The 24,389-nt window shown below is 36.8% G+C and carries 21 protein-coding genes and 1 rRNA gene; 20 read left to right on the top strand and 2 right to left on the bottom strand.

Features of this window, described 5'->3' with window-relative positions; all coding sequences use genetic code 11:
* Positions 1-11: 11 nt before the first annotated feature.
* The 4 genes from APRE_RS06935 (at position 12) to APRE_RS06920 (ending at position 4,415) form a co-directional block, all read left to right on the top strand.
* Entirely contained in the window at positions 12-791 is a 780-nt protein-coding gene (locus APRE_RS06935; protein WP_015778275.1) for an enoyl-CoA hydratase-related protein, read from the top strand.
* Positions 792-832: 41 nt separating this feature from the next.
* Complete coding sequence (locus APRE_RS06930; protein WP_015778274.1) at positions 833-1,675, top strand: 3-hydroxybutyryl-CoA dehydrogenase; 843 nt, start codon at positions 833-835, stop codon at positions 1,673-1,675.
* 43 nt (positions 1,676-1,718) lie between these two features.
* Positions 1,719-2,900, top strand: coding sequence for an acetyl-CoA C-acetyltransferase (locus tag APRE_RS06925; protein WP_015778273.1), 1,182 nt, complete (start codon positions 1,719-1,721; stop codon positions 2,898-2,900).
* A gap of 171 nt (positions 2,901-3,071) precedes the next feature.
* On the top strand, positions 3,072-4,415 hold the full coding sequence (locus tag APRE_RS06920) for an acetyl-CoA hydrolase/transferase C-terminal domain-containing protein (protein ID WP_015778272.1): 1,344 nt from the start codon (positions 3,072-3,074) through the stop codon (positions 4,413-4,415).
* Positions 4,416-4,527: 112 nt separating this feature from the next.
* Here the strand turns inward: APRE_RS06920 and APRE_RS06915 are convergent, their stop codons facing one another.
* Positions 4,528-5,199 carry a hypothetical protein gene (locus tag APRE_RS06915; protein ID WP_015778271.1) on the bottom strand — a complete coding sequence of 224 codons (672 nt, stop codon included), beginning with the start codon at positions 5,197-5,199 and terminating at the stop codon, positions 4,528-4,530.
* Complete coding sequence (locus APRE_RS06910) at positions 5,196-5,675, bottom strand: aminoacyl-tRNA deacylase (protein WP_015778270.1); 480 nt, start codon at positions 5,673-5,675, stop codon at positions 5,196-5,198. Before APRE_RS06910 ends, APRE_RS06915 begins: the two co-directional genes overlap by 4 nt.
* An 85-nt stretch (positions 5,676-5,760) precedes the next feature.
* On the opposite strand from APRE_RS06910, the gene APRE_RS06905 reads away from it, so the two are divergent.
* From APRE_RS06905 to APRE_RS06830, 16 genes are all read left to right on the top strand, one after another.
* Positions 5,761-6,513, top strand: coding sequence for a hypothetical protein (locus APRE_RS06905; RefSeq protein ID WP_015778269.1), 753 nt, complete (start codon positions 5,761-5,763; stop codon positions 6,511-6,513).
* A 296-nt stretch (positions 6,514-6,809) separates the two neighbouring features.
* The gene (locus APRE_RS06900; protein WP_015778268.1) at positions 6,810-7,667 is read left to right on the top strand and encodes a DegV family protein; all 858 of its coding nucleotides are present in this window, start codon (positions 6,810-6,812) and stop codon (positions 7,665-7,667) included.
* An 8-nt stretch (positions 7,668-7,675) separates the two neighbouring features.
* Positions 7,676-8,128, top strand: coding sequence for a MarR family winged helix-turn-helix transcriptional regulator (locus APRE_RS06895; protein ID WP_015778267.1), 453 nt, complete (start codon positions 7,676-7,678; stop codon positions 8,126-8,128).
* 173 nt (positions 8,129-8,301) lie between these two features.
* Positions 8,302-8,856: a translation initiation factor IF-3 gene (gene infC / locus APRE_RS06890; RefSeq protein WP_015778266.1), complete on the top strand. Its 555-nt coding sequence runs from the start codon at positions 8,302-8,304 to the stop codon at positions 8,854-8,856.
* 1 nt (position 8,857) lies between these two features.
* The gene (rpmI, locus tag APRE_RS06885; RefSeq protein ID WP_015778265.1) at positions 8,858-9,055 is read left to right on the top strand and encodes a 50S ribosomal protein L35; all 198 of its coding nucleotides are present in this window, start codon (positions 8,858-8,860) and stop codon (positions 9,053-9,055) included.
* Between the two features lie 10 nt (positions 9,056-9,065).
* A complete protein-coding gene (gene rplT, locus APRE_RS06880) occupies positions 9,066-9,419 on the top strand; it encodes a 50S ribosomal protein L20 (RefSeq protein ID WP_015778264.1) in 354 nt (117 codons plus the stop codon).
* Positions 9,419-10,144 (top strand): TrmH family RNA methyltransferase, encoded by a 726-nt coding sequence (locus APRE_RS06875; protein WP_015778263.1) that lies wholly within the window; start codon positions 9,419-9,421, stop codon positions 10,142-10,144. The genes rplT and APRE_RS06875 overlap by 1 nt, the downstream gene beginning before the upstream one ends.
* A 262-nt stretch (positions 10,145-10,406) precedes the next feature.
* Positions 10,407-11,429, top strand: coding sequence for a phenylalanine--tRNA ligase subunit alpha (gene pheS, locus APRE_RS06870; protein WP_015778262.1), 1,023 nt, complete (start codon positions 10,407-10,409; stop codon positions 11,427-11,429).
* Positions 11,430-11,437: 8 nt separating this feature from the next.
* Positions 11,438-13,825 carry a phenylalanine--tRNA ligase subunit beta gene (pheT, locus tag APRE_RS06865; RefSeq protein ID WP_015778261.1) on the top strand — a complete coding sequence of 796 codons (2,388 nt, stop codon included), beginning with the start codon at positions 11,438-11,440 and terminating at the stop codon, positions 13,823-13,825.
* Between the two features lie 9 nt (positions 13,826-13,834).
* Positions 13,835-14,326: a cell division protein ZapA gene (locus tag APRE_RS06860; protein ID WP_015778260.1), complete on the top strand. Its 492-nt coding sequence runs from the start codon at positions 13,835-13,837 to the stop codon at positions 14,324-14,326.
* Positions 14,326-16,536, top strand: coding sequence for a peptidase U32 family protein (locus tag APRE_RS06855; RefSeq protein ID WP_015778259.1), 2,211 nt, complete (start codon positions 14,326-14,328; stop codon positions 16,534-16,536). The genes APRE_RS06860 and APRE_RS06855 overlap by 1 nt, the downstream gene beginning before the upstream one ends.
* Positions 16,536-18,881 carry an endonuclease MutS2 gene (locus tag APRE_RS06850; protein WP_015778258.1) on the top strand — a complete coding sequence of 782 codons (2,346 nt, stop codon included), beginning with the start codon at positions 16,536-16,538 and terminating at the stop codon, positions 18,879-18,881. Before APRE_RS06855 ends, APRE_RS06850 begins: the two co-directional genes overlap by 1 nt.
* A gap of 9 nt (positions 18,882-18,890) precedes the next feature.
* Positions 18,891-20,588 (top strand): arginine--tRNA ligase, encoded by a 1,698-nt coding sequence (gene argS / locus APRE_RS06845; RefSeq protein ID WP_015778257.1) that lies wholly within the window; start codon positions 18,891-18,893, stop codon positions 20,586-20,588.
* Entirely contained in the window at positions 20,588-21,289 is a 702-nt protein-coding gene (locus tag APRE_RS06840) for a hypothetical protein (RefSeq protein ID WP_015778256.1), read from the top strand. The genes argS and APRE_RS06840 overlap by 1 nt, the downstream gene beginning before the upstream one ends.
* Before the next feature lie 4 nt (positions 21,290-21,293).
* Positions 21,294-22,391, top strand: coding sequence for a tetratricopeptide repeat protein (locus tag APRE_RS06835; RefSeq protein ID WP_015778255.1), 1,098 nt, complete (start codon positions 21,294-21,296; stop codon positions 22,389-22,391).
* Between the two features lie 399 nt (positions 22,392-22,790).
* Positions 22,791-24,317: ribosomal RNA gene (locus APRE_RS06830) — 16S ribosomal RNA — on the top strand.
* Positions 24,318-24,389: the final 72 nt, after the last annotated feature.

Here is a 24,389-nt window from a genome sequence, read left to right as displayed (position 1 = left end):
AGGAGGCGATTATGGAATATAATACAATCAAGTACGAAGTTGATGGCTTTATAGGAAAGCTTACAATCAATAGACCAAAGGCTCTTAACGCTCTAAACTCTGAAGTTCTTGATGAACTAGACAAAGTTTTAAATGAAATCAAAGAAAACAAAGATCTTAGAGCTCTAATAGTAACAGGTGAGGGAAGAAGCTTCGTTGCAGGAGCAGACATCAAGGAAATGTCAACACTTTCTCCACTAGAAGGAAAAGCTTTTGGTAAGAAGGGGCTAGCAGTATTTAGAAAATTAGAAAGTCTCGAAATCCCAACAATAGCAGCTGTTAATGGATTCGCCCTAGGTGGTGGATGCGAACTTGCTATGAGCTGTGACTTTAGAATCGCAAGTGATAAGGCACTATTTGGTCAACCTGAAACTGGTCTTGGAATCCTACCAGGATTTGGTGGAACACAAAGACTACAAAGACTAGTTGGACCTGGATATGCAAAATACTTAATCTACACATCATCAAACATTAAAGCCGACAAGGCATTAGAAATTGGCCTTGTTCAAGAAGTAGTTCCTGCAGATGAATTAGAAGAAAGAGTAGCAAAACTTGCTTCTAAAGTTGCTTCTAATGGACCAGTTGCTGTAAGACTTGCTAAAGAAGCAATAAATGTTGGTGGACAAGTTGATATAGATTCAGCTATCAAGATTGAAGAAAACCTATTTGGTCTTTCATTTGCTACAGAAGATCAAAAAGCAGGAATGAACGCTTTCTTAAATAAAGAAAAAGCTGAGTTTAAAAATAAATAATCGGGTAAGTATAAAATAGAGAGAAAAATAAAGGAGTAATTATGAAAATTGGAGTAATCGGTTCAGGAATTATGGGTGGCGGTATCGTAGAAACTGCTGCAAGAAAATACGAAGTAGTAGTTAGAGATATCAAAGATGAATTCTTAGAAAAAGCTAAAGCAAGAATTGAAAAATCTTATGCTAAACAAGTTTCTAAAGAAAGAATGACAGAAGATGAAAAAGATAAAGCTCTTAAAAACATTACTTACACAACAGAAGTAAAAGATTTGGCTGACTGTGACGTAGTTATAGAAGCTGCTACAGAAAATCCAAAACTTAAAAAAGAAATCTTTAAAGAACTTGACGAAGTTGTAAAAGAAGGAGCAATCCTTGCATCTAACACATCTTCACTATCAATTACAGATATTGCTGCATCTACAAACAGACCAGAAAACGTTATTGGAATGCACTTCTTCAATCCAGTTCCAGTAATGAAATTAGTTGAAGTTATCAGAGGACTTCACACATCTGATGAAACAAACACAACAATATTCAAACTTGCAGAAGATTTAGGAAAACAACCTATCGAAGTTAAAGAAGGACCAGGATTTGTAGTAAACAGACTTCTAATCCCAATGATTAACGAAGGAATTGGAGTTCTTGCAGATGGACTTGCAAGCGTTGAAGATATCGACAAGGGAATGCAACTTGGTGCAAACCACCCAATGGGACCTCTAGCTCTAGGAGATCTTATAGGCCTTGATACATGTCTTGCAATCATGGAAGTTCTATACAACGAATTTGGAGATAGCAAGTACAGACCAAATCCACTTCTAAGACAAATGGTAAGAGCTGGAGACCTTGGTAGAAAAACTGGTAAAGGTTTCTACGACTACAGTAAATAAGAAATAGATCAAAAGTAAACGAATTTTAAAATAAGGAGATAAAATGACTAAAAAAGTAGTAATAGCAAGTGCAGCAAGAACACCCGTAGGAGCTTACGGCGGAGCATTCAAAACAGTTTCAGCAAGAGAATTAGGTGCTGTAGCAGCTAAAGAAGCAATCAAAAGAGCAGGTATCAAACCAGAAGATGTTGATGAATCAATCCTAGGTTGTGTACTTCAAGCAGGTAACGGTCAAAACATCGCTCGTCAAATCGCCCTTGATGCAGGTATTCCTAAAGAAAAACCAGCTATGACATTAAATATAGTTTGTGGATCAGGACTTAGAAGTGTATCTCTTGCAGCACAAATGATTATGGCAGGAGATGACGATATAGTTCTTGCAGGTGGTACAGAATCAATGTCTCAAGCTCCATACCTCCTAACTGATGAAAGATGGGGAGCAAGAATGGGAGATAAGAAAGTTGTCGATGAAATGATCAAAGACGGACTTTGGGATGCATTCAATGACTACCACATGGGAGTTACTGCAGAAAATATAGCTGAAAAATTCGGCCTAACAAGAGAAGAACAAGACGCACTTGCTGCAGACAGCCAACAAAAAGCTGCTAAAGCTAGAGCTGAAGGAAGATTCAAAGACGAAATAGTTCCAGTAGAAGTTAAAGGAAGAAAAGGAAAAGTAACTGTAGTTGATGAAGATGAATACATCAAAGAAGGCGTTACAACAGAAAGTATCTCTAAACTAAGACCAGCTTTCATTAAAGACGGTACAGTTACAGCAGCTAACGCATCAGGAATCAACGATGGTGCAGCATGTCTTGTAGTAATGAGCGAAGAAAAAGCAAAAGAGTTAGGTGTTAAACCACTAGCTACAATCGTAAGCTACGCTACAGAAGGTGTTGATCCAAAAATCATGGGTACTGGTCCAATCCCAACAGTTAGAAAAGCTCTAGAAAAAGCTGATCTTAAACTTGAAGATATCGACCTAATCGAAGCTAATGAGGCTTTCGCTGCTCAAGCTCTATCAGTAATCAAAGAACTTGGATTAAATACAGATATAGTTAACGTTAACGGTGGTGCAATCGCAATTGGTCACCCTGTTGGAGCAAGTGGAGCAAGAATCCTTACAACACTTCTTTACGAAATGCAAAAGAGAGACTCTAAAAAAGGTATCGCAACCCTATGTATAGGTGGCGGTATGGGAACAGCAGTAGTAGTAGAAAGATAAGATTTTATGAATGGGGTGTAGGCTTACACCCTTTTCTTTTATATAAAATACTTTTAGTACATAATAAGTATTAAAACAAAATTAATTGATAAATAATATCAAATAGAGAATAAAAGAAAAATTATTGGGTATAATATATATTGAAAACGATTTAATGCAAAGGGGTTTAAAATGGATTTTGAAAAATTATATCAAGATAAACTAATAACAGTTAAGGAAGCTGCAGGACTCGTTAAAGACGGTGACTGGGTTGAAATGGGTTGGGGAGCCTTGGTACCAGTAGACTTTGATAAGGCTCTTGCTGCAAGAGTAGACGAATTAAAAGATGTAAAAATTAGAAGTGGTGTTGTTCCTTATAACCCATATGTGGGCCAAGCAGATAGCACAGGAGAACACTTTATTTACCATTCATGGCACTCAACAGGCCCAGAAAGAAATCTAATCAATAACAATCAATACGGTGCTTACTTTATTCCAATCAAATATTCTGAAATAGAAAGATATATAGCAGAAAATGCAAACAAGGCTGCAGTATCTGTTATCCAAGTATCTCCAATGGATAAACATGGTAACTTCAACTTTGGTCTATCTGCTTCACATGCTATGACATCTTTTGAAAATTCAGACAAAGTTGTCCTAGAAGTAAATAAAAACGTACCAGTTGCTCTCGGTGGATTTAGAAATTATATCAATATCAAAGACGTTGACTATGTCTATGAATCAAGTAATTATGACATGATAACCCTACCAAGTGCAAAATTCGGTGAAGAAGAAGTCCAAGTTGCCAAATACGTTGTAGATAATCTAAGAGACGGCGATACTCTCCAATTAGGTATCGGTGGTTTGCCTAATGCTATAGGAAGCCAAATTGCTAAATCTGATTTAAAAGATTTGGGAGTTCACTCAGAAATGTATGTAGATAGTTTTATGGAAATGGCTCAAGCTGGAAGAATTACAGGTAAGAAGAAAAATATAAATCCAGGTAGACAAGTCTACGCCTTCGCAGCAGGAAGCCAAGAAATGTATGACTATATCGATGGCAACGAAGAACTTATGGCAGCACCAGTGTCATATGTAAACGATGTTGATGTAATAGCAGCCCACGATAATTATGTATCTATAAACACAGTTCTTGAAGTTGACTTATGGGGACAAATCTCAGCTGAATCTGCAGGAAGTAGACACATTTCAGGAGCAGGTGGAGCGCTTGATTTTGTACTTGGAGCCTATAGATCTAAAGGCGGTAGATCATTTATTGCTCTCAAATCTTCTAGAATTAACAAAGAAGGTAAGAGAATTTCAAACATAGTTCCAACCTTCAAACCTGGTACTCAAGCTACAGCTGTAAGATCCAACACCCACTATATTGCAACAGAACAAGGTATAGTAAACTTCAAAGGCCTATCAACATGGCAAGCAGCAGAAGCTCTTGTTAGCCTAGCTCACCCAGATAATAGAGATGAGTTGATCAAAGAAGCAGAAAAACTAGGAATTTGGAGAAAATCTAATAAATAAGCTAAAATCAATAAAGCTCGCATTATTTTGCGAGCTTTAGATCATTAAATCTAGTTTTATATGTTATTATTTAATCAAGTTAAGAATTAATTGTCAAATACAAGATATTTGTTTAAAAATCACATCGCTTAAGATTTTCTAGTCTATCATAAATTGCTTTTAGGTATATATTATCATTTTTTTCCTCTGCCATAAGCTTATCTATAATTTCAATCATCCGCACAACTACATATTTTGATAGATAAAAGGCCTGGATGCCATTTGCAAGAATCGACCTTCTGCCGTTGATTACTATATCGTTTCTGATTTCAGCAAAATAAGTCAGAAGTTTTTTTCTATTTTTATCATCTTCTATAAGTTTTTCTAGTAGATAGGCCAAGGCTAGTATGTATTTATCCCCTATTGGATTTATAGTAAATTCTATAAGGCCTTCTTCATTTAGAAAAATATCTTCCTTATTCTCCTTATTCATATAAAAATTCCTATATTTTTCCTCTTCAAAAGGGAAAAACTCTGGATAAAGTCCGTAGGGAAAGTTAGAATTTGAAATTCTTCTCCTAAAAAAGTCCAGTTCTTGGCTCGATGAATCAAAACACGCTATAAAAATGGGAGAAAGGATTACAAAAAGCATCAGCTTCTCATAATCTCTATCGTTAGCAACTAGGAACTTAACTTCATTTAAGTGTTCTTCCTTTCTATCTTTCTCCAATTTCTTCTTTAAATCAGACGATTTATTATAAGCATAGGATAAATTTCCAGAAGTTAAGACTTTAATCATTTTCATTGGGTAATATCCTCATATTTGCCCTTAGTTGCCTTTATAAAATCATCAGGTCTAAGTTTTAAGCCGTGACCGATTTTGCCAGCAGATACTTTGATTATATTGTGATTTCTTGCCTTTTCGTCAAGGACTACAGGATAGTCCTTTTTCATAGCAATCGCTGTTGTAGCTCCCCTCTCATAGCCTACGGTTTTCTTAAGATCTTTAAGGTGGAGCATAGAAAGGCTTTTTACTCCGCAGGCTCTCGCAGCCTTTTTGAAGTCTATAGAATCTGCCGCAGGTATTACGAGGACGAAGACTTCCTTGTCTTTAGAAATAGTTGCAAGAGTCTTATAGACTATATCTATATCCTCGTGAGTTTTTTCTGCTATATCTACTGCAGAAGTAAAGTCTCCTTCTAACTCATAATCAACGTGTTCGTAATCTATATTCAAATTGTCTAAAATTCTCATGGCATTAGTTTTAATTTCTTTTTTCATATTAGCTCCCTTCAAAATAATTATACGATAAATTTATATTTGACAAGATTGGGTATATATTTTAAAGATAGTAAGGGAGTTTGTTATGTATGATGATATCAAAGTAAATTATGTAGGAGAGAATTGCTACAGTTTGGAGATTGAAGAATATCTTTTAGTCTTCGATTATTGTAATGGGATACTGAATGTCCCTGATGATAAGAAGACTATATTTTTTGCTACAAGCAACAGGGATGGTCACTATACCCAAGAGATTTTGAAGTTGTTTGATATGGATAACTTTAGCTACGTTTTATCCTCAGACATTGCCTACGATAAGGGAGAGGGCAATGTAATTTATCTAAATGATGAGGGGCTTTCCGTCGAAAATCTCAAGGACTTGTATAAGAAAAAGAATGTGATTTTCGTAAATTCATCAGAAAGTTATAGAATAAATAAAGATATTGAAATATTAAGTTTTTCATATAGGGGATCTGGTCTAAGCTTTATTGTAAAAATTTTTGACTTTTCTATATTTTACACTGGAGAGTCTATATTTTTTGATAAGGGAGAAGAAAGTGTCGATCTTATAAATTATCTTTATGGAATATTTGAAGAAGAAGGAGAGATAGATTTAGGATTTTTCCCGATAAGAACAGATGGGGGAGAAGAAAGTTTCTCCTATCCAAAAAGTTTTATAGAGATATTTGATCCACAGATATTTTTCCCCTTAAATATCGATGAGGACTTTGAAATGAGTAAGGATTTTGCAGGAAGTTTTTCAGAGAATCCCACAGATGTTAGGTCGATAGAAGAGGACAATCAGGAATTTGAAATAGATATGGATGATTGGGAATAGGATAGTAGAAAACTTTATAAAGTGGTATAATAAGCCATAATAATTGATTGCAGATGAGAGTTTTACCATCTACTCTTCAGAAATTTTAGATAGATGGCTATGATAGTCAATACTTATGCTAGGAAGGTTCTTCTCTTTTGGGGGATGTACTAGCCTTTAAGACTTTAGATAATATAGTTGAGTTTTAAATTTCCTTGATTAATCCTTGATTAATATAGAGATTTTCTAAAAGCTTTGCTAATAAGTCAAGAAAATTCTAGGGAAATTGTCAAGAAAGAGAATTGTTAGGAGTATATATGGAAAAGATAGCGATAATGGTTGATTCTGGGGCGGATATTACTCCAGACCTTGCAAAAGAGAAGGGGATATATTACCTTCCTTTGTATGTAAATATAGGAGGAGACTTCCTTAAAGATAGGATTGACATAAGCCCCGATGAGCTTTATTCCTATATCAAAAAAGAAGGAGATAGGGCAAAGACAAGTCTTCCAGCACCGGGAGATATAATGGAGCTTATTGAAGAGATTAAAAATGACGGCTACGATAAGCTCATAATGATTACAATTGGAAGTAATTTCTCTGGAACCTTCAACCTTTGCGATATGATAGAAGCAAATGGGATTGAGACCTACGCTTTTGACAGCAAAAACCTAACTATGGCAGAAGGATTCCTGGCTCTTTATGCTAAGGATCTTATAGATCAAGGAAAAAGTTTTAAAGAAGTAAAAGAAGGCTTGGAGAAGGCACGTGAGAATTCTAGAGTATTTTTCACTTTGGAATCCCTAAAATATATAGTAGAAGGCGGAAGAGTCCCAAAGACTTTCAGCAAGCTTTCCGATGCCTTAAATGTTAAGCCACTAATAACGGTTAATCCTGAAGAGGGTAAGTTTAAGCTAATGAAAATCGTTAGAGGTGAGAAGAGGATCTTCAAACAATTCCATAAGATTGCCAAGGAATATCTAGAAGATGCCAAAAACTACTATATATTTATAGGCGATGGTGACTCCAATGATATGGCGGATAAGCTTGAAGATACGCTGAAGGAATTTATTGATGGGGCGAGCCTTTTTATCAAAGGACAAATTTCTCCAACTCTTGGAGCTAATACAGGACCTGGTCTATTCGGATTTGCCTTTCTAAAAATAACCAATTAGGGCATTTTATGAATAAGAAAAATAAGGATAATATTTTAGCAGAGATTGTCAAAAAAACCAAGCTTCACTTTTTTAGGTCGGTCTTTAAAAATTACCAGGCCTCTTCATTAAGTCTAGGTGATAGTATGACTTTAGAAGTTATAGAATATCTTGAAAGTCCAAGCATTAACGATTTAGTCAAGTTTTTGTATATGTCTCAGCCCAATGTTTCTTATAGGATTAATATCTTACAGAAGAAGGGCTATATAACAAAGATTAAGTCAATGGAGGATGCAAGGATTACTCACATAGTCTTAACAGATAAGTACTTTTCATATAAAAGGAAGAAAAATGAGCTTACTGCAAGGGTTCTTAGAAATGTAGAAGATAAACTTGATAAAGAAGAGAGAGAATATCTATATGATAATTTGGACCTTGTAAATAGGGAGCTTGAAAAAGAGCTTAGAGAATTTCTTAAATGAAAATAAGTCGAAAGCTCTTGTCGGAAATTCAAATAAGATTCTTGACAAAAAATATATAATATAGTATTATATGGACATAGACAACAAAGAAGTACCCAACTCACCTGCCGACTTAAGTTTGTAGGTTAATAATTTTTAATTACGAGATTTAATTATAAATTGGAACGGGTACTTTGTGCCCGCTTTTTTTAATATATGGAGGTATACTTATAAAAGATTTAAGAATAAATGATGAAATTAGAGCTAAGCAAGTAAGACTTATTGATGAAAATGGTAATCAGGTAGGAATAGTTGACCTAAACAGAGCCCTAGACATGGCTTATGATAGCAAACTTGACCTAGTGTTGATGAGCCCAAAGGCTAAGCCACCCGTTACTAGAATAATGGATTACGGCAAGTTCAAATATGATCAAGAGAAAAAAGAAAAAGAGAATAGAAAAAAACAAAAAAATGCTCAACTAAAAGAAACAAGATTTTCTCTTAATATAGAAGATAATGACTTGCAAACAAAAGCAAATCAAAGCATGAAATTCTTAAATAACGGGGATAAAGTAAAAGTTTCTATAAGATTCCGTGGTAGAGAGCTTGGACGTAAAGAGCCTGGCTATGAATTGATGGATAAGTTTAAGACAATGCTAGGAGATTCCTACAAGGTTAGCAAAAAACCAAAAATGGAAGGAAGATCTCTAGTAATGTTTCTAGAACCAAACGACGAAAAAGGAGAATAAGATGGCAAAGAAAAATAAAACAAGAAGAGCTGCAGTTAAGAGATTCAAAGTTACTGGCAGCGGAAAAGTAATGAGAAGAAAAGCTTACAAGGGACACCTTACAGCTAAGAAATCACCAAACAGAAAAAGAAGATTAAGAAAAGCAACAGTTGTTTCATCAAGCGAAATGAAAAACGTTAAAAACATGATCGGCGCATAGGAGGATATAGATGGCAAGAGTAAAAAGAGCAGTAAACGCTAAAAAAAGACACAAAAAAGTATTAAAACAAGCTAAAGGATACTACGGTTCCAAGAGCCTTCTATTCAGAACAGCTAACCAAGCTGTAATGAAATCTCTTAACTATGCTTACATCGGAAGAAAGCACAGAAAAAGAGACTTCAGAAAACTATGGATCGCTAGAATCAACGCAGCAGCAAGACTTAACGGAACAAGCTATTCTAAATTTATGGGTAACCTTAAGAAAGCAAACATCGACATCAATAGAAAAATGCTTGCTGAGCTTGCAGTAAACAACCCAGAAGAATTCGCTAAACTTGTAGAGCTTGCAAACCAAGTAGCTTAATGATAATCAAATCTCAAGCTAACCCAAAGTTTAAATTAATAAAAAAACTTAGAAACAAAAAATACAGGGATAAGGAAGGACTATTTGTCATAGAGTCAAGAAAGCTAATCGAGGAAGCTATCAAGTCTAATGCCGATATAGACTTTCTTTTCTTAAGAGAGGGGATATCTTTTGAAGGAAATATCCCTTACCTTGTATTTGATGAAAATTTATTTGCTAAGCTAAGCGAGTTAAAATCTCCAGACGGCTATGCCGCAGTAATCAGAAAGAAAGAAGCTTGTGATTTAAAATCAGATAGGATCCTTCTTCTTGATCATATTTCTGATCCTGGTAATATGGGAACAATAATTAGATCTGCCGAAGCCTTTGGTTTTTCTGATATAATCCTAACCAAGGGATGCGTGGATATCTACAACGAGAAGTGCCTAAGGGCATCCATGGGGTCAGTCTTTAGGGAAAACATAGTGGAGCTTAGCCTAGAGGAGATAAGAAAGCTTAAGAAAAACTATAGATTTCTTTCAAGTCATATGGAAGGAATCGATGTTAGAAAGTATGATAGTTCTAACGATTCGATAATTCTTGCTATAGGAAACGAGGCCAATGGACTGAGTGAGGATATAAGGAAATTGACCGACGATTTTATCAAAATTTCTATGCAAGGAAAAATCGAGTCCTTAAACGCTGCTATCGCAGCGAGCATAATGATGAATACACTAGGCTATTGATTCGGAAAGACTTTAGTTATTCTTATACAGCAAATTGGGGATGTTGAGAGCCTTTTAAGTAACGACTAGGGATATTCACCGATGAAGCTTGAGATGAATAAAGTAGTCGATACGTTTAAGCTTACGTTAAAGCTAAGAGTGGATTTATATAAGTATTTATTAGAAAAATAGAATTTTAGTGAATACTATATATAAATCAAATAAGGTGGTACCGCAGAAATATCTGTCCTTTAGAGGGCGGATTTTTTTATTTGGAGGAAAAATGGAAGAGAATTTAACAAAAGTATTAGAAACTTTTACTAATGAAATAAAAGCTGCCAAGTCATTGGATGACTTGGAAAAGTTAAGAATTAAATACTTAGGAAAAAAGGGAGAGATAACAGATCTTAAAAAATCAATCGCCAAACTCCCTAATGAAGAAAAACCAGCCGCAGGTAAGTTAATCAACAAGACTAGCAAAGAAATAGAAGAGAAACTTCTTCTTAAAAACGAAGAAATCAAAAAGGCTCTATTAGAAGAGAAGGTTAAGGAAGAAAAAATTGATGTCACAGCCCACTTTGATAAATATGAATCAGGTCACTTGGCAGTGATTAACCAAACTATGGAAGAGCTAGAATCAATCTTTCAAAACATGGGCTTTGATGTAGTAGAAGGTCCAGAAGTCGATACAGTCAAGTTCGTCTTTGATGATCTAAACTCACCAGAAGATCACCCAGCAAGGTCAACATCAGATACCTTCTATATCAACGAAGAAGTTTTGCTTAGACCTCACACATCAAGCATGCAAATTAGAGTAATGAACGAGGGCAAACTTCCTATAAAAATGGTTTCAGCAGGTAGAGTTTTCAGAAATGACGAAGTCGATGCGACCCACTCACCAATGTTTCACCAACTTGAATGCTTGGTAGTTGATGAGAATGTATCTATGGCTAACCTTAAGGCAACTCTTGAGACCTTTATCAAGGAAATGTTTGGAGATGAGATGAAGCTAAGATATCGTCCTCACCACTTCCCATTCACAGAGCCAAGCCTTGAAGTAGACGTAACCTGCCCAATCTGTAAGGGAGAGGGATGTCCTGCTTGCGGTAATACAGGCTGGTCAATGGAACTTTTGGGTGGAGGAATGGTTCATCCAAATGTACTAGAGGCTTGCGGTATTGATAGCGAAAAATACACAGGCTTTGCCTTTGGTCTAGGAGTCGATAGGATTGCCATGGTTAAATATGGACTCGATGACATAAGACTTCTTTATGATAACGACAAGAGATTTATGGAACAATTCTAGGAGGATATATGTTAGTACCTTTAATATGGCAAAAAGATTATATAAAAATTGATAAAGACCTTAAGACAATTACTGATAGGCTTTCAGAGACAGGATCGCACGTAGAAGAAGTTACAATTCACACATCTGATCTTGATGGAATCCTTGTAGGAAAAGTTACTGAGCAAGTAAAACATGTGGAGGCTGATAGACTCCAAGTTCTCACCATAGATATTGGAAAAGATGAACCAATCACTATTATAACCAATGCCAAAAACACCAAGAAGGGCGACTACCTTCCAGTTATCACATCAGGAACGAAACTAGATGATGGAACAGTAATTGAAGACCATGACTTTTTTGGAATCGTAAGCCAAGGTATGCTTACAGCCTATAGCGAGCTAGGCTATGAAGATTCTGTAATTCCAAAGGAACTCAGGGAGGGAGTTATAGTTTTTGAGGGAGAATATGAGCCAGGAACTCCCCTAAGTCAGGTAATTCACTCAAACAGCCCAGTTATAGAATACGAGATAACCCCAAACAGACCAGACTGCCTTTCAATAATCGGCATGGCAAGAGAAACTGCTGCAAGTTTTGGAGAAAAAATCACCTATCCAAGTCTCGACTTTAAGGAAAATGATGAGGACATAAAAGACTATTCTAATGGAGTTTCTATTGAAAGTGATAAGTGTAATCGCTTTGTAGCAAGAGTTGCCAAAAATGTCGAAGTCAAAAGATCTCCTCAATGGCTACAAAACTACCTTATGCTTGCAGGTATGAGACCAATAAATAATATAGTAGACATTACAAACTTCGTAATGCTTGAAACTGGTCAACCCCTCCACGCCTACGACCTAGACAAATTAGCTGATCAAAAAATTATAGTAAGAGATGCCAGGGAAGGAGAAATCCTAAAGACTCTTGATGGAGTGGACAGGAAGCTCGATCCTTCAATGCTAGTAATAGCTGATGGCAAGGAAGCAATCGGCCTTGCAGGTCTTATGGGGGGAATGGATTCTGAAGTAACAAAGGATACCAAAAACATCCTCCTTGAGGCTGCAAACTTCGATCAAGCAAATATAAGAAAGTCCTCCAAAACCTTAGGTCTTAGGAGTGAAGCAAGCTCTAGATTTGAAAAGGGTGTTCCAGTAGAGATGGCAGACTTTGCTTCAAGAAGGGCAATGAAGCTAATCGACGAACTTGCTATAGGAGAAGTTGTCGGAGGCTCAATCGATGAAGGCATAAAAGAAAGAGAAGAGATGAAGGTAGATCTTAGACTAGAAAGACTAAACATGCTAACAGGTGTGGACTTTGACCTAGATACTGCTATAAGAAACCTTGAGCTTCTAGAATTTGAAGTAGAAAAGCTAGATGATAAAAGGCTTAGGGTAAGAGTTCCTTACTTTAGAAGTGATGTCACTATAGAAGCAGACCTAATAGAGGAAGTTGTTAGACTTTATGGAATGGGAAATATCGAAAATGCTCCTCTAGTATCATCCCTTCAAAGAGGAGAAAGATCTAAGAGAAGACTTCTAAGAGATGAGCTTTGCAGTAAGCTTGTTGGACAAAAATTCTCAGAGCTTGCAACCTATTCATTCATCTCCCCAAGAGAATATGACAGATTAGGTGTAGATAAGGATTCTAATCTTCGCGATTATATCAAGCTAATAAATCCACTCGGAGAAGACTATTCTGTAATGAGAACTAGTCAAGTTCCATCTATGCTAGATGTAATTGCTAAAAATATCAAATACGGTCAAAAGGACATGAGGTTTTTCGAATTAGACAGGACCTTCGAGAAAACTTCAGATAAGCTTCCAAAGGAAAATATAACCCTAACCATGGGCCTATATGGAGATTATTCCTTCTACGACCTTAAGGATTTCTTTACCCTATCCATGGGAGAGGTTGGATTTACTGGCTTTACATTTAAGGCAAACGAGAATATCTACGCCTTCCACGCAGGCCGCTGTGCAGATATCTTCTATGAAGGAGACCATGTGGGTATAATGGGTGAGATTTCCTACGAAGTTCGTGATGAATATGAGATAGATAAGGGAGCCTTAATCCTTGAGATAAATCTTGCTAAGATTGAAGATAAGAGAATAATTGATAGAAAATATAAACAAATAGCAAAATTCCCTGCTATAGAAAGAGACTATTCATTTGTATGCGACAGAAATCTTGAGTCAGAATTAATAGAAAATACTATAAGAGAAAATGGATCTGGCCTTGTAGATAAGATCAGCCTATTTGACATTTATACAGGAGAGCATATAGAAGAAGATAAGAAGTCAATTTCTTATAAGGTTTTATACAGGGCTAAGGATAGGACCCTAAAGGATAAGGATATAGCAGGAATAGAGAAGAAAATCCTCGAATGTTTAGCTAAAGAGGACATTGAATTACGTAGTTAGGAGTAGTATTTGAGCGAATATAAAGTTGATGTCAAAATAGACGGCAAGACCTACACCCTAGTCTCCAAGGAGCCTAAGGAAAATATTAAAGATATAGCAGAAATATTTGATAGGAAAATCCAAGAAGTTAAATCCAATAGGCTTACTTTTGATAGGCAACTAGTATTGGCTGGTGTAAATATTACAGATGACCTCTATAGACTTGCCGAAAAGTATAAGAGTCTTAAGGAAGAAAGCGAAGTTCCTCTAAGAGACTATCCTAAGCTAAAAGAAGAAGTAGACTTAATCAGAAGCGAGAAGGATAAGCTTCTTAGAGAAAGCTTGGAGGATAAAGAAAGACTTGATGAGCTAGATAAGGAAAATTCTAAGCTTAAGAGAGATCTTGTAAGATACAAGGATTCTAAAGAGACTATAGATAAACTCAAAAATGAAGTCAAAAGACTTCAAGTAGAAGTAATGGACCTTAGCAAGGAAAATGACAGCTTGAAAGGAAAACTTTGATGGCAAAATCTGAAATCCTAGCTCCAGTTGGTAATGAAGAGATGCTTTATGCAGGCCTTGCCGCTGGGGCTTCTAGCTTTTATATGGCAGTGGACGACTTTGGAGCCCGTGCCTATGCCAAAAACTTTGATATAGAAAATGTGGGAAGCTTTATCGACCTCATCCACCTATTTGGAAAGAAGGTATTTGTGACTATGAATATCTTAATCAAGGATGAGGAGATGGAAAAGGCGGTATACTACGCCAAAAAGCTCTACGAATGCGGGGCAGATGCCCTCATAATCCAAGATCTGGGCCTATTTACCATCCTAAAAGACCAAGTGCCTGGAATGGATCTACATGCTTCAACCCAAATGGCCGTAAGAGACTATTACGGAGCGAAAAGCCTCATGGATATGGGTTTTGATAGGGTAGTTATTGCTAGAGAGACCCCAATCGAGGAGCTTAGAAAGATTGCTACCCTTCCTGTAGAAAAGGAAGTCTTCGTCCACGGGTCCTTGTGCGTATCTTACTCTGGAGAATGTTTGATGAGCTCATACTTTGGAGCTCGTTCTGCCAATAGGGGGAGATGTGCTGGGATTTGTAGGCAAAAATACTCCCTTATAGCAGATGGGAAAACTTTGGCTGATGATTATTTCCTTAATATGAGAGACCTGAATGTCATAGATCAAATCGATCAGTTAGTAGACCTCGGCATAGATTGCTTCAAGATCGAAGGCAGGATGAAAAGTCCAGAATATGTCTATGCTAGTGTAAAAAGCTATAAGGATAAGATAGATAAAAATTATTACGACAAAAATGATTTAAGAGATATATCAAACAGAGGCTACACCAAGGGCTTTATCTTTGGACAAAAGAGTGATTATGTAAGACTTTCATCTGATGCCAAGCATAGGTCTGTGGGGAAAGTCATCAAAGAAGGAAATAAAAAGTACTTCATTAATTCATCCGAACTTCTTCTAGGAGATAATCTAGAGATAATCACAGATAAGGGCAAGAAATTACCCTATACCTTGACCGAAAATCTAAAGAAAGAGTCTAAGATTTATCTCGACCAATATCCAGACGCCAAGGAAGGCTCTGACGTATATATCTTAAATTCAAAAAAGATAGGACTTAACTTAGAAAAGGCTCTAGGTGAATATAAAAATCTTCCGATAAGAATTGACTTTAGGGCCAAGGTAGGCGAGCCTGCAGAGATTACCATGACCTATGAGGATAAGTCAATTAGTCTAAGTACAGATGACAATCTAGAAAGGGCTAAGAAGATTTCTCTGACAGAAGAAGACTTAAGGGAAAACTTAAGTAAGTTCGGAGACGATATCTATAAGGCAAGGCAAATTAATATAGTCATGGATCCAGATGTCTTCATTAGAAAAAAGGACATCAACAGATTAAGAAGAGAAGGATCTGCTAAGCTTAAAGAAGAAATCCTCAAATCCTTTAGGAGAGATGAGATAGATATAGAAATCCCTGAAGTTGGTAAAAATAAAAACCACAAGAAGGAAGTAAATGCAGAGCTTAAAAATACTAATATAATCCCAAGTCTCCTAAAAGACTTCGATAATATTTACCTAGAAGAATATGACGAGAAATATGCTGGCCTTAGTCTTTATCTAATCCTTAATTCCCACACAGACTACGATATAGATGAGCTTATAGCCTTCATTAAGGAAAAATCTATCAAGGGTGTAGTCTTCAATAACTATAGAGATCTTGCCTTTGTTGATAAATTCAGGGAAAATAATATAAAAATTAGGATAGGCAGATACCTAAATGTCTTCAATAAATTTACCTACGATTTTTACGATAAGTTCGCTGAGATGACTTCATCATCGGTAGAAGCGACATTCGATTCTATAAATCAAAACGGCAGAGACTTTGATGTAGAAGCCCTAGCCTTCGGAAGAATTGAGCTTATGAATATGGTCCATTGTCCATTTTCTACAATCAAGAAGTGTGGCCTAAAGGGGTGTGCTACTTGTAAGTTTAGAAATGGAGAAATGGTAAATGAAAATGGCGATAGGCTTAAGATAATAAGAAGAGAAGGGATAAGTAGGATTTATCCATCTGAGGCATCTAAGATAGATAGGAGAAACTTTTCTACTGATATATCCCTACTAGTCCAGGTCTTTTCGGATGAAGATATAAGAGATTACCAAGACAGAAGAGAAACTAACAATCTGAATTACGATAGAGGTGTTATTTAATGCAAGAAAAAAGCTTAAAGGTTTTAGAATATGACAAGATTCTAGAAAGACTTGCTGGATGTGCGAGGTCAAATCTTGTAAAGGATCAGATCCTAAAGCTAAGACCTTATGATGATATAAATTATATAAGAGAAGAGCTTTACGAGACTTCTGCTATGGTCGATGTGATTAGGAAAAATGGAAACATAGATCTATTTGGTCTCTATGATCTTACAGAAATTGTTGCCTATATTAGAAAAAATGGCATACTCGATCCAGGAGAGCTCTTAAAAGTCCTTGACCTACTAAGGGTGAGTGAATATTTAAAAGATTATGGGAAAAATATCGAAGATAGGAAGATAGGAGATATTTTTTCTAGAATCTCAATCAATGATTTTCTCAAAAACGAAATCGATAGGTCTATAATAAACGAGGAGGAAATAGCAGATTCTGCCTCATCTACCCTTAGAAATATCAGACGTCAAAAGCAAAGGAAGGAAGCTGATATAAGGATTAAGCTAAATTCATATATCACAAATTCCAAATACGATGACGCCCTACAAGATAAGGTAGTATCAGTAAGAGATGGAAGATATGTAGTTCCTGTAAAGACTAATAAGCGTGCCTTGATCGGGGGAATCGTCCATGACAAGTCATCTTCTGGGAACACTCTTTTTATAGAACCAGGCGCCATAGTAGAGCTTAACAACCAGCTTAGAGATCTAGAGATTAAGGAAGAAGATGAAATCAGGAGAATTCTCGATAGACTTTCTAGACTTGCCCAAGGATTCGATGTAGAGCTACTAGAAAATCAGAAGTTGATAGCAAGGATTGATTTCCTCCAAGCAAAATCTAGATTTGCCATAGAAAATGAGTATAGCCTTCCTATAATTACAGATGAAAAGAAAGTCGACTTAAAATCAGCAAGACATCCCCTCCTTCCTGGTAAGGTTGTGCCAATCGATGTAAGAATTGGAGGAGACTATACTACTTTAATAATCACAGGGCCAAATACTGGAGGTAAGACTGTAAGTCTAAAGACTGTAGGACTAATAAGTGCAATGGCTCAGACAGCCCTTTTCATACCAGCCTACGAGGGAAGTAAGCTTTGTGTATTCGATGATATTTTCCTAGACATAGGAGATACCCAGTCTATAGAGATGAGTCTATCGACTTTTTCAGCATCTTTGACTAATATCGTCGATATATTGAAAAACTCTACGGAAAATTCCTTGGTTCTCTTAGATGAGATTGGTTCAGGAACAGATCCGGTAGAAGGAGCAGCCCTTGCTATTTCTATCCTTAATTCCTTGACCCAAAAGAAAGTCATGACCTTTTCTACAACCCATTACAGCGAGTTAAAATACTATGCTGTAGAGACTTCTGGTGTTATGAATGCATCTGTAGAATTTGATGTCGATACACTTTCTCCAACCTACAAGCTTGAAATAGGGACTCCAGGTAAGTCCAACGCCTTCGAGATTTCCAAAAGACTTGGTCTTCCTTACGAGATTTTAAACAATGCCAAAAATCTTATAGGAGATGATACCAAAAATATCAACAAAATCCTTGCAGAAATCGAAGAAGATAAGAAGGAAATTGAAGATAAGAATAAGGAAATAGAAAGCTATAAGAGAGAAATAGCTAAAATAAGAAATGAGCTTAAGGAAAAATCCAAAAGACTTGATCAGAAGGAAGAAGATATCTTAAGAGAGGCCGAAGATAAGGCTAACAGCATCCTAGATAAGGCAAATAAGAGAAGTCAAGACATGCTAAAAGAAGCCAAGAAGATGAGAAATGCCAATACTTCCGACATAGATAGGTCTCTAAACAAAATTAGGCATGAATACAAAGAAGGAAGAATAGAAAGAAAAGGGGAAGGCCTTTACACCAAAGAGTCTAAGAATGCACCAGATAGTCTAAAGGTGGGGGACACTGTTCTAATAGCAGGACTTAACGAAAAGGCAGAAGTAATCGAAGCTCCTGATAAGAAGGGTAATATCAAGGTACAAATGGGAATTCTTAAGATGGATTCTAATATCAAAAACGTAAGTAAGATTAAAGGCGACAATCAAACAGAAAAAAACATCAGAAAAGTGTATAATACTAAAAAAGCCATGAATATCTCGCCAACCCTAGACCTTAGGGGACAAAGATATGACGAGGCTATGAGAAATCTAGATAAATACCTTGATGATGCAATGCTTGCAGGTCTTTCTAAGGCCAAGATCATTCATGGAAAAGGAACTGGCGCCCTAATCAAGGGAGTCGGAGAAATTCTAGAAGGTGATAAGAGAATTGAAGATTACCGTTTCGGCGATGACAAAGAAGGCGGATACGGTGTTACTATAGTGAAATTTGGATAGAGAGGCAAAATGACAGATTTTAAAGAAATAATCGCAAAACAACTAGAGAAAATGGACCTAGGCTTAAGCTTTGAGGAGATTTATAAGCTAATAGAAATCCCACCTCAAGATAATATGGGAGATTACTCATTTCCTTGCTTTAGCCTAGCTAAGACTTTAAGAAAGAACCCTGCCATAATAGCAGAAGACTTGGCCAAAGGATTTGACCTAGACGGGTTTGAAAAAATAGAAAACCTAAACGCCTATCTTAACTTCTATGTGGATAGGAAGGTCTTTGAAGAAGAAATCCTAAAGGAAATCCTAGAAAAGAAAGAAAAATACGGCTCATCAGATAAGGGAAATGGCAAAAATATTGTCATAGATTTCTCTTCTGTAAATATAGCTAAGCCATTTCATATAGGCCATATCAGGTCGACTGTAATAGGAGATGCATTAAGAAATATCCATGATTTTTTAGGTTACAATACCATAGCAAGTAACTATATAGGAGACTACGGTACTCAATTTGGAACAATGATTGCAGCTTATAAGCTTTGGGGCGATGAAGAAAAGCTTAAGGAAAATCCTATCAAGGAACTTCTAGCTCTTTATGTAAGATACAATAGTGAGGCGGCAAATGATGAAAAGATGATGGATGAAGCTAGGGCTGAGTTTATGAATCTTGAAAACGGAGAAGAGGAAGCTACTAGACTTTGGAAGCATTTTAAGGAAATTTCATTCAATGAATTTGATAGGGTCTACAAGATGCTCGATATCGACTTCGACAATTACAATGGAGAAAGCTACCACTCTGAATTTATCCCAGATGTTTTAGAAGAGCTTAAGGAGAAAAATCTCTTGGTAGAGTCTGACGGAGCCTATATAGTAGACCTATCAGAATTTGACCTACCACCAGCAATTATAATCAAGTCAAATGGCTCATCAGCTTATATCACAAGAGACATAGCAACTGCTATTAACAGGAAGAAAGTCTATGACTTTGATAAGAACCTATATGTAGTAGCAACCCAACAAAACCTCCACTTCCAACAACTTTTTGCAATCCTAAAACTAATGGGCTACGACTTCTATGACGATTGCAAACACATTCCATTCGGTATGGTAAGCCTAAAAGATCAAACCCTATCCACAAGAAAGGGCCAAGTAGTCTTCCTAGAAGATGTACTAAATAAGGCTATCGATAAGACTAAAGAAATAATGGAAAATCGTGATAGTAAGATTGAAAATGTAGGAGAAGTAGCAGAGATTGTAGGAATCGGAGCAGTTAAGTTCCAAGAACTCTACAACAATAGAATCAAGGACTATGTATTCGATTGGGACGAGGTCCTAAACTTTGACGGAGAGACTGGACCTTATGTACAGTATACCTATGCAAGGGCTAAGTCAGTTCTAAGAAAAGCAGACTTTAAGGAAAATACAGAAATATCCTTCGATAATATAACAAGCGATGAAGAATTCGCCCTAGTTAAAGCTTTGGGTAATTTTAAAGACGTAGTAGCTAAGGCGGCTGAAAAATACGAGCCATCATTAATAACAAGACACCTAACAGAAATAGCTAAAAACTTCAACAAATTCTACAATGCCTGCCAAATCAATGTAGAAGATGAAAAGATTAAAGAAGAAAGATTAGCCCTAAGCTATGCAACATCAATTGTCATAAAAACAGGACTAGGACTACTAGGGATTAAGACTGTGGAGCAAATGTAATGAACGATAGAATAAAGGACTTTATCCAAGTCTCATCCTATGCCTTTAGGAATACTTTGGTTAAGATGAGAAAGCTCTACTTAACCTTTATCTTTATATTTATAAGAATATTTCTTGAAGGTAGAAATGTCTTTGGCTTTATAGGTGGGGGAAGTTTTGTAGGAATCATCAACTACCTTATAGATGTTGTATGTATTTGTTTTATAGCTCAAAGCTTAAGATCTGTTGTAGTATATGGAAATACAGGAAAGAAATCTATAGGGAATTCTGTGTCAAATTTCCTTCAACCTCTGCTTAGCGCTATGTTTTACCTATACATCCTAAAACTATTTGTAAGTTTATTGACTATGCAAACAAATCCTAGAGGAGAACTTATCGTAATAATTATCGTCAAAGTCCTAAGCTCAGCCCTAATAGAGGAAGTATATATAAATAACAAGACAGGACTTGATGCACTCAAATCTTCATTTAAGTTTGTAGTAGATAACCCCCTAACATATGGAATCTACTCCTTAATATTCATAGTAATAGAAAGTATGATAAGCCTAAATATGGGAGGAGCAAGTATAATTGGACTAGATAACCTACTTGCAAGTCTAATAGTAGGAGCTATCCATACATTTTTCTGTGTATTTAGGGGCCACTTATTCAAATATATAGACGAACATCCATACAGACAAAGGAAATTTATGAGAGGATAACAATTTGAGATTAGACGATTACTTTAGAAAATATGTTGACAAACTCGGATATATAGAATTAAAAGAAAATGCTAGCTACGAAAAACTAAAAGACCTACCTCTACCAATTTATCTTAAGGATATGAAAGAAGGACTCGAAAATGGAGATATGGCCAACAGAATAAACTTAGACCTAATCCTACAAGGGATGCTAATTAATATCGGAGCTGACAAGGACTTCCTTCATAATTACGAATATATCAATGTTTTAAACCATTATCTTAAAGAAGTAAGTGAATATGCTTCACAAAAAGCTATATCAATTATGGAAGAAGACTACGATAAGGCCCTAGTTCTACTAAGAGGTGCCTATATCATAGATCCAGAAGAAAAGTTTACCGCCTACAATTATGCAAGACTCTTATGGCCAAAAGCTTACGAGGAAGATATCAAGGAAAAAGATGACTTCGTAAGAGAGGCTTTAAGGATCCTCCAAGAAATAATTGGAAAAGATGATGATTTTGCCATAGGATACTATGAATTAGGAAATATTTATGCCAATTTAGGAGAATACTTAAAAGCGAGGAACTATTACAACAAGGCTTTAAGTAAAACTAGCTCAGCCATAGCCCAGGATGAGGTAAGAGATAGACTAAGAGAGATAAATGATAATGCAGATATAGAAGAAGCCCTTTACTTTATAGGGAAAAGTAACTACAACGAAGCTATAATCAAGCTTACAGAAATCTTATCCAAACACAAAAGGGCGGATGCCTACTACTATCTAGGGGTAGCCTATCAAAACTTGGGCCAATACGAAAACTCCATTATGGCCTTTAGCAACTCATTAAGTGAAGGAGCAGAGTTTAGAGAACTATATAACGACTATGCAATTAGTTTATATCTAAACAAGGAAATAGAAAAAGCCCTAACTATAATTAGACAAGGACTTAAAAAATACCCAGAAGATCCGAGACTATCTTACAACAAGATTCAAATAAATATTAGCTTAGGAAATATGGCAGAAGCGAAAAAAGATATAGATAATCTCTTAACCTTCGATGACCTAACAGATGAAATAATAGAAAATCTTGCTATAATGAAAGAACAATTTCATTTATAAGTAAGAGGAAATCGCCGTTTAAAAGAAATCGGCGATTTTTTTAATAAAAAATTTGACAAAAAGAAAATAAGCGTGTATCATATTAATTGTCATTCGGGAGATGGCAAGCGAGAAAAGCTGAATTAAATAAAAAAATTCAAAAAAGCTTGACAAAAGAAAATGACCGTGGTACTATATAAGAGTCAACGCGGTAAGCGAATGACATGAACCTTAAAAAATTAATATCAACGATCTATATAACTTTTAGTTATATAAGATATAAACGAAAACAACTAAAACCTTTAGTTAATTTCTTTATATAACAATGATTCTTGTCGAAAGATAAGGACAAAATTTAAATCACGCATTTGATATAAGTCAGATGTAAATGAATAAGCCAGAATAAAAGCGGCTCATATTATTTATGAGAGTTTGATCCTGGCTCAGGATAAACGCTGGCGGCGTGCATAACACATGCAAGTCGAACGATGAAGCTTAAATGATCTCTTCGGAGTGACTTTAAGTGGATTAGTGGCGGACGGGTGAGTAACGCGTGAGTAACCTGCCTTGCACAAGGGGATAGCCGTTGGAAACGACGAATAATACCCTATGATATGATAGTCTCGCATGAGATTATCATCAAAGATTTATCGGTGTAAGATGGACTCGCGTCTGATTAGCTAGTTGGTGGGGTAACTGCTCACCAAGGCAACGATCAGTAGCCGGCTTGAGAGAGTGTACGGCCACATTGGGACTGAGACACGGCCCAGACTCCTACGGGAGGCAGCAGTGGGGAATTTTGCACAATGGGGGAAACCCTGATGCAGCGACGCCGCGTGATTTAGAAGGCCTTCGGGTTGTAAAAATCTTTTGTATGGGAAGAAAATGACAGTACCATACGAATAAGGACCGGCTAATTACGTGCCAGCAGCCGCGGTAATACGTAAGGTCCGAGCGTTGTCCGGAATCATTGGGCGTAAAGGGTACGTAGGCGGATAAGCAAGTTAGAAGTGAAATCCTATAGCTCAACTATAGTAAGCTTTTAAAACTGCTCATCTTGAGGTATGGAAGGGAAAGTGGAATTCCTAGTGTAGCGGTGAAATGCGCAGATATTAGGAGGAATACCGGTGGCGAAGGCGACTTTCTGGCCATAAACTGACGCTGAGGTACGAAAGCGTGGGTAGCAAACAGGATTAGATACCCTGGTAGTCCACGCCGTAAACGATGAGTGTTAGGTGTCTGGAATAATCTGGGTGCCGCAGCTAACGCAATAAACACTCCGCCTGGGGAGTACGCACGCAAGTGTGAAACTCAAAGGAATTGACGGGGACCCGCACAAGCAGCGGAGCATGTGGTTTAATTCGACGCAACGCGAAGAACCTTACCAAGTCTTGACATATTACGGCGGGGTCTAGAGATAGACTCTTACTTCTTCGGAAGACTGTAATACAGGTGGTGCATGGTTGTCGTCAGCTCGTGTCGTGAGATGTTGGGTTAAGTCCCATAACGAGCGCAACCCCTATTGTTAGTTACCATCATTAAGTTGGGGACTCTAGCAATACTGCCGGTGACAAACCGGAGGAAGGTGGGGATGACGTCAAATCATCATGCCCTTTATGACTTGGGCTACACACGTGCTACAATGGCAGGTACAGAGGGAAGCGAGACTGCGAAGTTAAGCAAAACTCAAAAAGCCTGTCCCAGTTCGGATTGCACTCTGCAACTCGAGTGCATGAAGTTGGAGTTGCTAGTAATCGCAGATCAGAATGCTGCGGTGAATGCGTTCCCGGGTCTTGTACACACCGCCCGTCACACCATGGAAGTTGGCAATACCCGAAGCCTGTGAGCGAACCTTTTAGGGCGCAGCAGTCGAAGGTAGGGTCAGTAACTGGGGTGAAGTCGTAACAAGGTAGCCGTATCGGAAGGTGCGGCTGGATCACCTCCTTTCTAAGGATGAGAAGTCGACACGTCGACTTCTCACACGGAAAAGAAATAAAGGTCGTTGATATTAAAACTTAA

Origin of the sequence: Anaerococcus prevotii DSM 20548 (assembly GCF_000024105.1) — a bacterium.
Lineage (GTDB): Bacteria > Bacillota > Clostridia > Tissierellales > Peptoniphilaceae > Anaerococcus > Anaerococcus prevotii.
This window is presented reverse-complemented; position numbering and strand designations above follow the sequence as displayed.

What these genes read in the sequence shown, in the direction of transcription:
- APRE_RS06935 (WP_015778275.1), top strand. Translation starts at nt 12, where the DNA reads ATGGAATATAATACAATCAAGTACGAAGTTGATGGCTTTATAGGAAAG.
- APRE_RS06930 (WP_015778274.1), top strand. Translation starts at nt 833, where the DNA reads ATGAAAATTGGAGTAATCGGTTCAGGAATTATGGGTGGCGGTATCGTA.
- APRE_RS06925 (WP_015778273.1), top strand. Translation starts at nt 1,719, where the DNA reads ATGACTAAAAAAGTAGTAATAGCAAGTGCAGCAAGAACACCCGTAGGA.
- APRE_RS06920 (WP_015778272.1), top strand. Translation starts at nt 3,072, where the DNA reads ATGGATTTTGAAAAATTATATCAAGATAAACTAATAACAGTTAAGGAA.
- APRE_RS06915 (WP_015778271.1), bottom strand. Translation starts at nt 5,199, where the DNA reads ATGAAAATGATTAAAGTCTTAACTTCTGGAAATTTATCCTATGCTTAT.
- APRE_RS06910 (WP_015778270.1), bottom strand. Translation starts at nt 5,675, where the DNA reads ATGAAAAAAGAAATTAAAACTAATGCCATGAGAATTTTAGACAATTTG.
- APRE_RS06905 (WP_015778269.1), top strand. Translation starts at nt 5,761, where the DNA reads ATGTATGATGATATCAAAGTAAATTATGTAGGAGAGAATTGCTACAGT.
- APRE_RS06900 (WP_015778268.1), top strand. Translation starts at nt 6,810, where the DNA reads ATGGAAAAGATAGCGATAATGGTTGATTCTGGGGCGGATATTACTCCA.
- APRE_RS06895 (WP_015778267.1), top strand. Translation starts at nt 7,676, where the DNA reads ATGAATAAGAAAAATAAGGATAATATTTTAGCAGAGATTGTCAAAAAA.
- rpmI (WP_015778265.1), top strand. Translation starts at nt 8,858, where the DNA reads ATGGCAAAGAAAAATAAAACAAGAAGAGCTGCAGTTAAGAGATTCAAA.
- rplT (WP_015778264.1), top strand. Translation starts at nt 9,066, where the DNA reads ATGGCAAGAGTAAAAAGAGCAGTAAACGCTAAAAAAAGACACAAAAAA.
- APRE_RS06875 (WP_015778263.1), top strand. Translation starts at nt 9,419, where the DNA reads ATGATAATCAAATCTCAAGCTAACCCAAAGTTTAAATTAATAAAAAAA.
- pheS (WP_015778262.1), top strand. Translation starts at nt 10,407, where the DNA reads ATGGAAGAGAATTTAACAAAAGTATTAGAAACTTTTACTAATGAAATA.
- pheT (WP_015778261.1), top strand. Translation starts at nt 11,438, where the DNA reads ATGTTAGTACCTTTAATATGGCAAAAAGATTATATAAAAATTGATAAA.
- APRE_RS06855 (WP_015778259.1), top strand. Translation starts at nt 14,326, where the DNA reads ATGGCAAAATCTGAAATCCTAGCTCCAGTTGGTAATGAAGAGATGCTT.
- APRE_RS06850 (WP_015778258.1), top strand. Translation starts at nt 16,536, where the DNA reads ATGCAAGAAAAAAGCTTAAAGGTTTTAGAATATGACAAGATTCTAGAA.
- argS (WP_015778257.1), top strand. Translation starts at nt 18,891, where the DNA reads ATGACAGATTTTAAAGAAATAATCGCAAAACAACTAGAGAAAATGGAC.
- APRE_RS06840 (WP_015778256.1), top strand. Translation starts at nt 20,588, where the DNA reads ATGAACGATAGAATAAAGGACTTTATCCAAGTCTCATCCTATGCCTTT.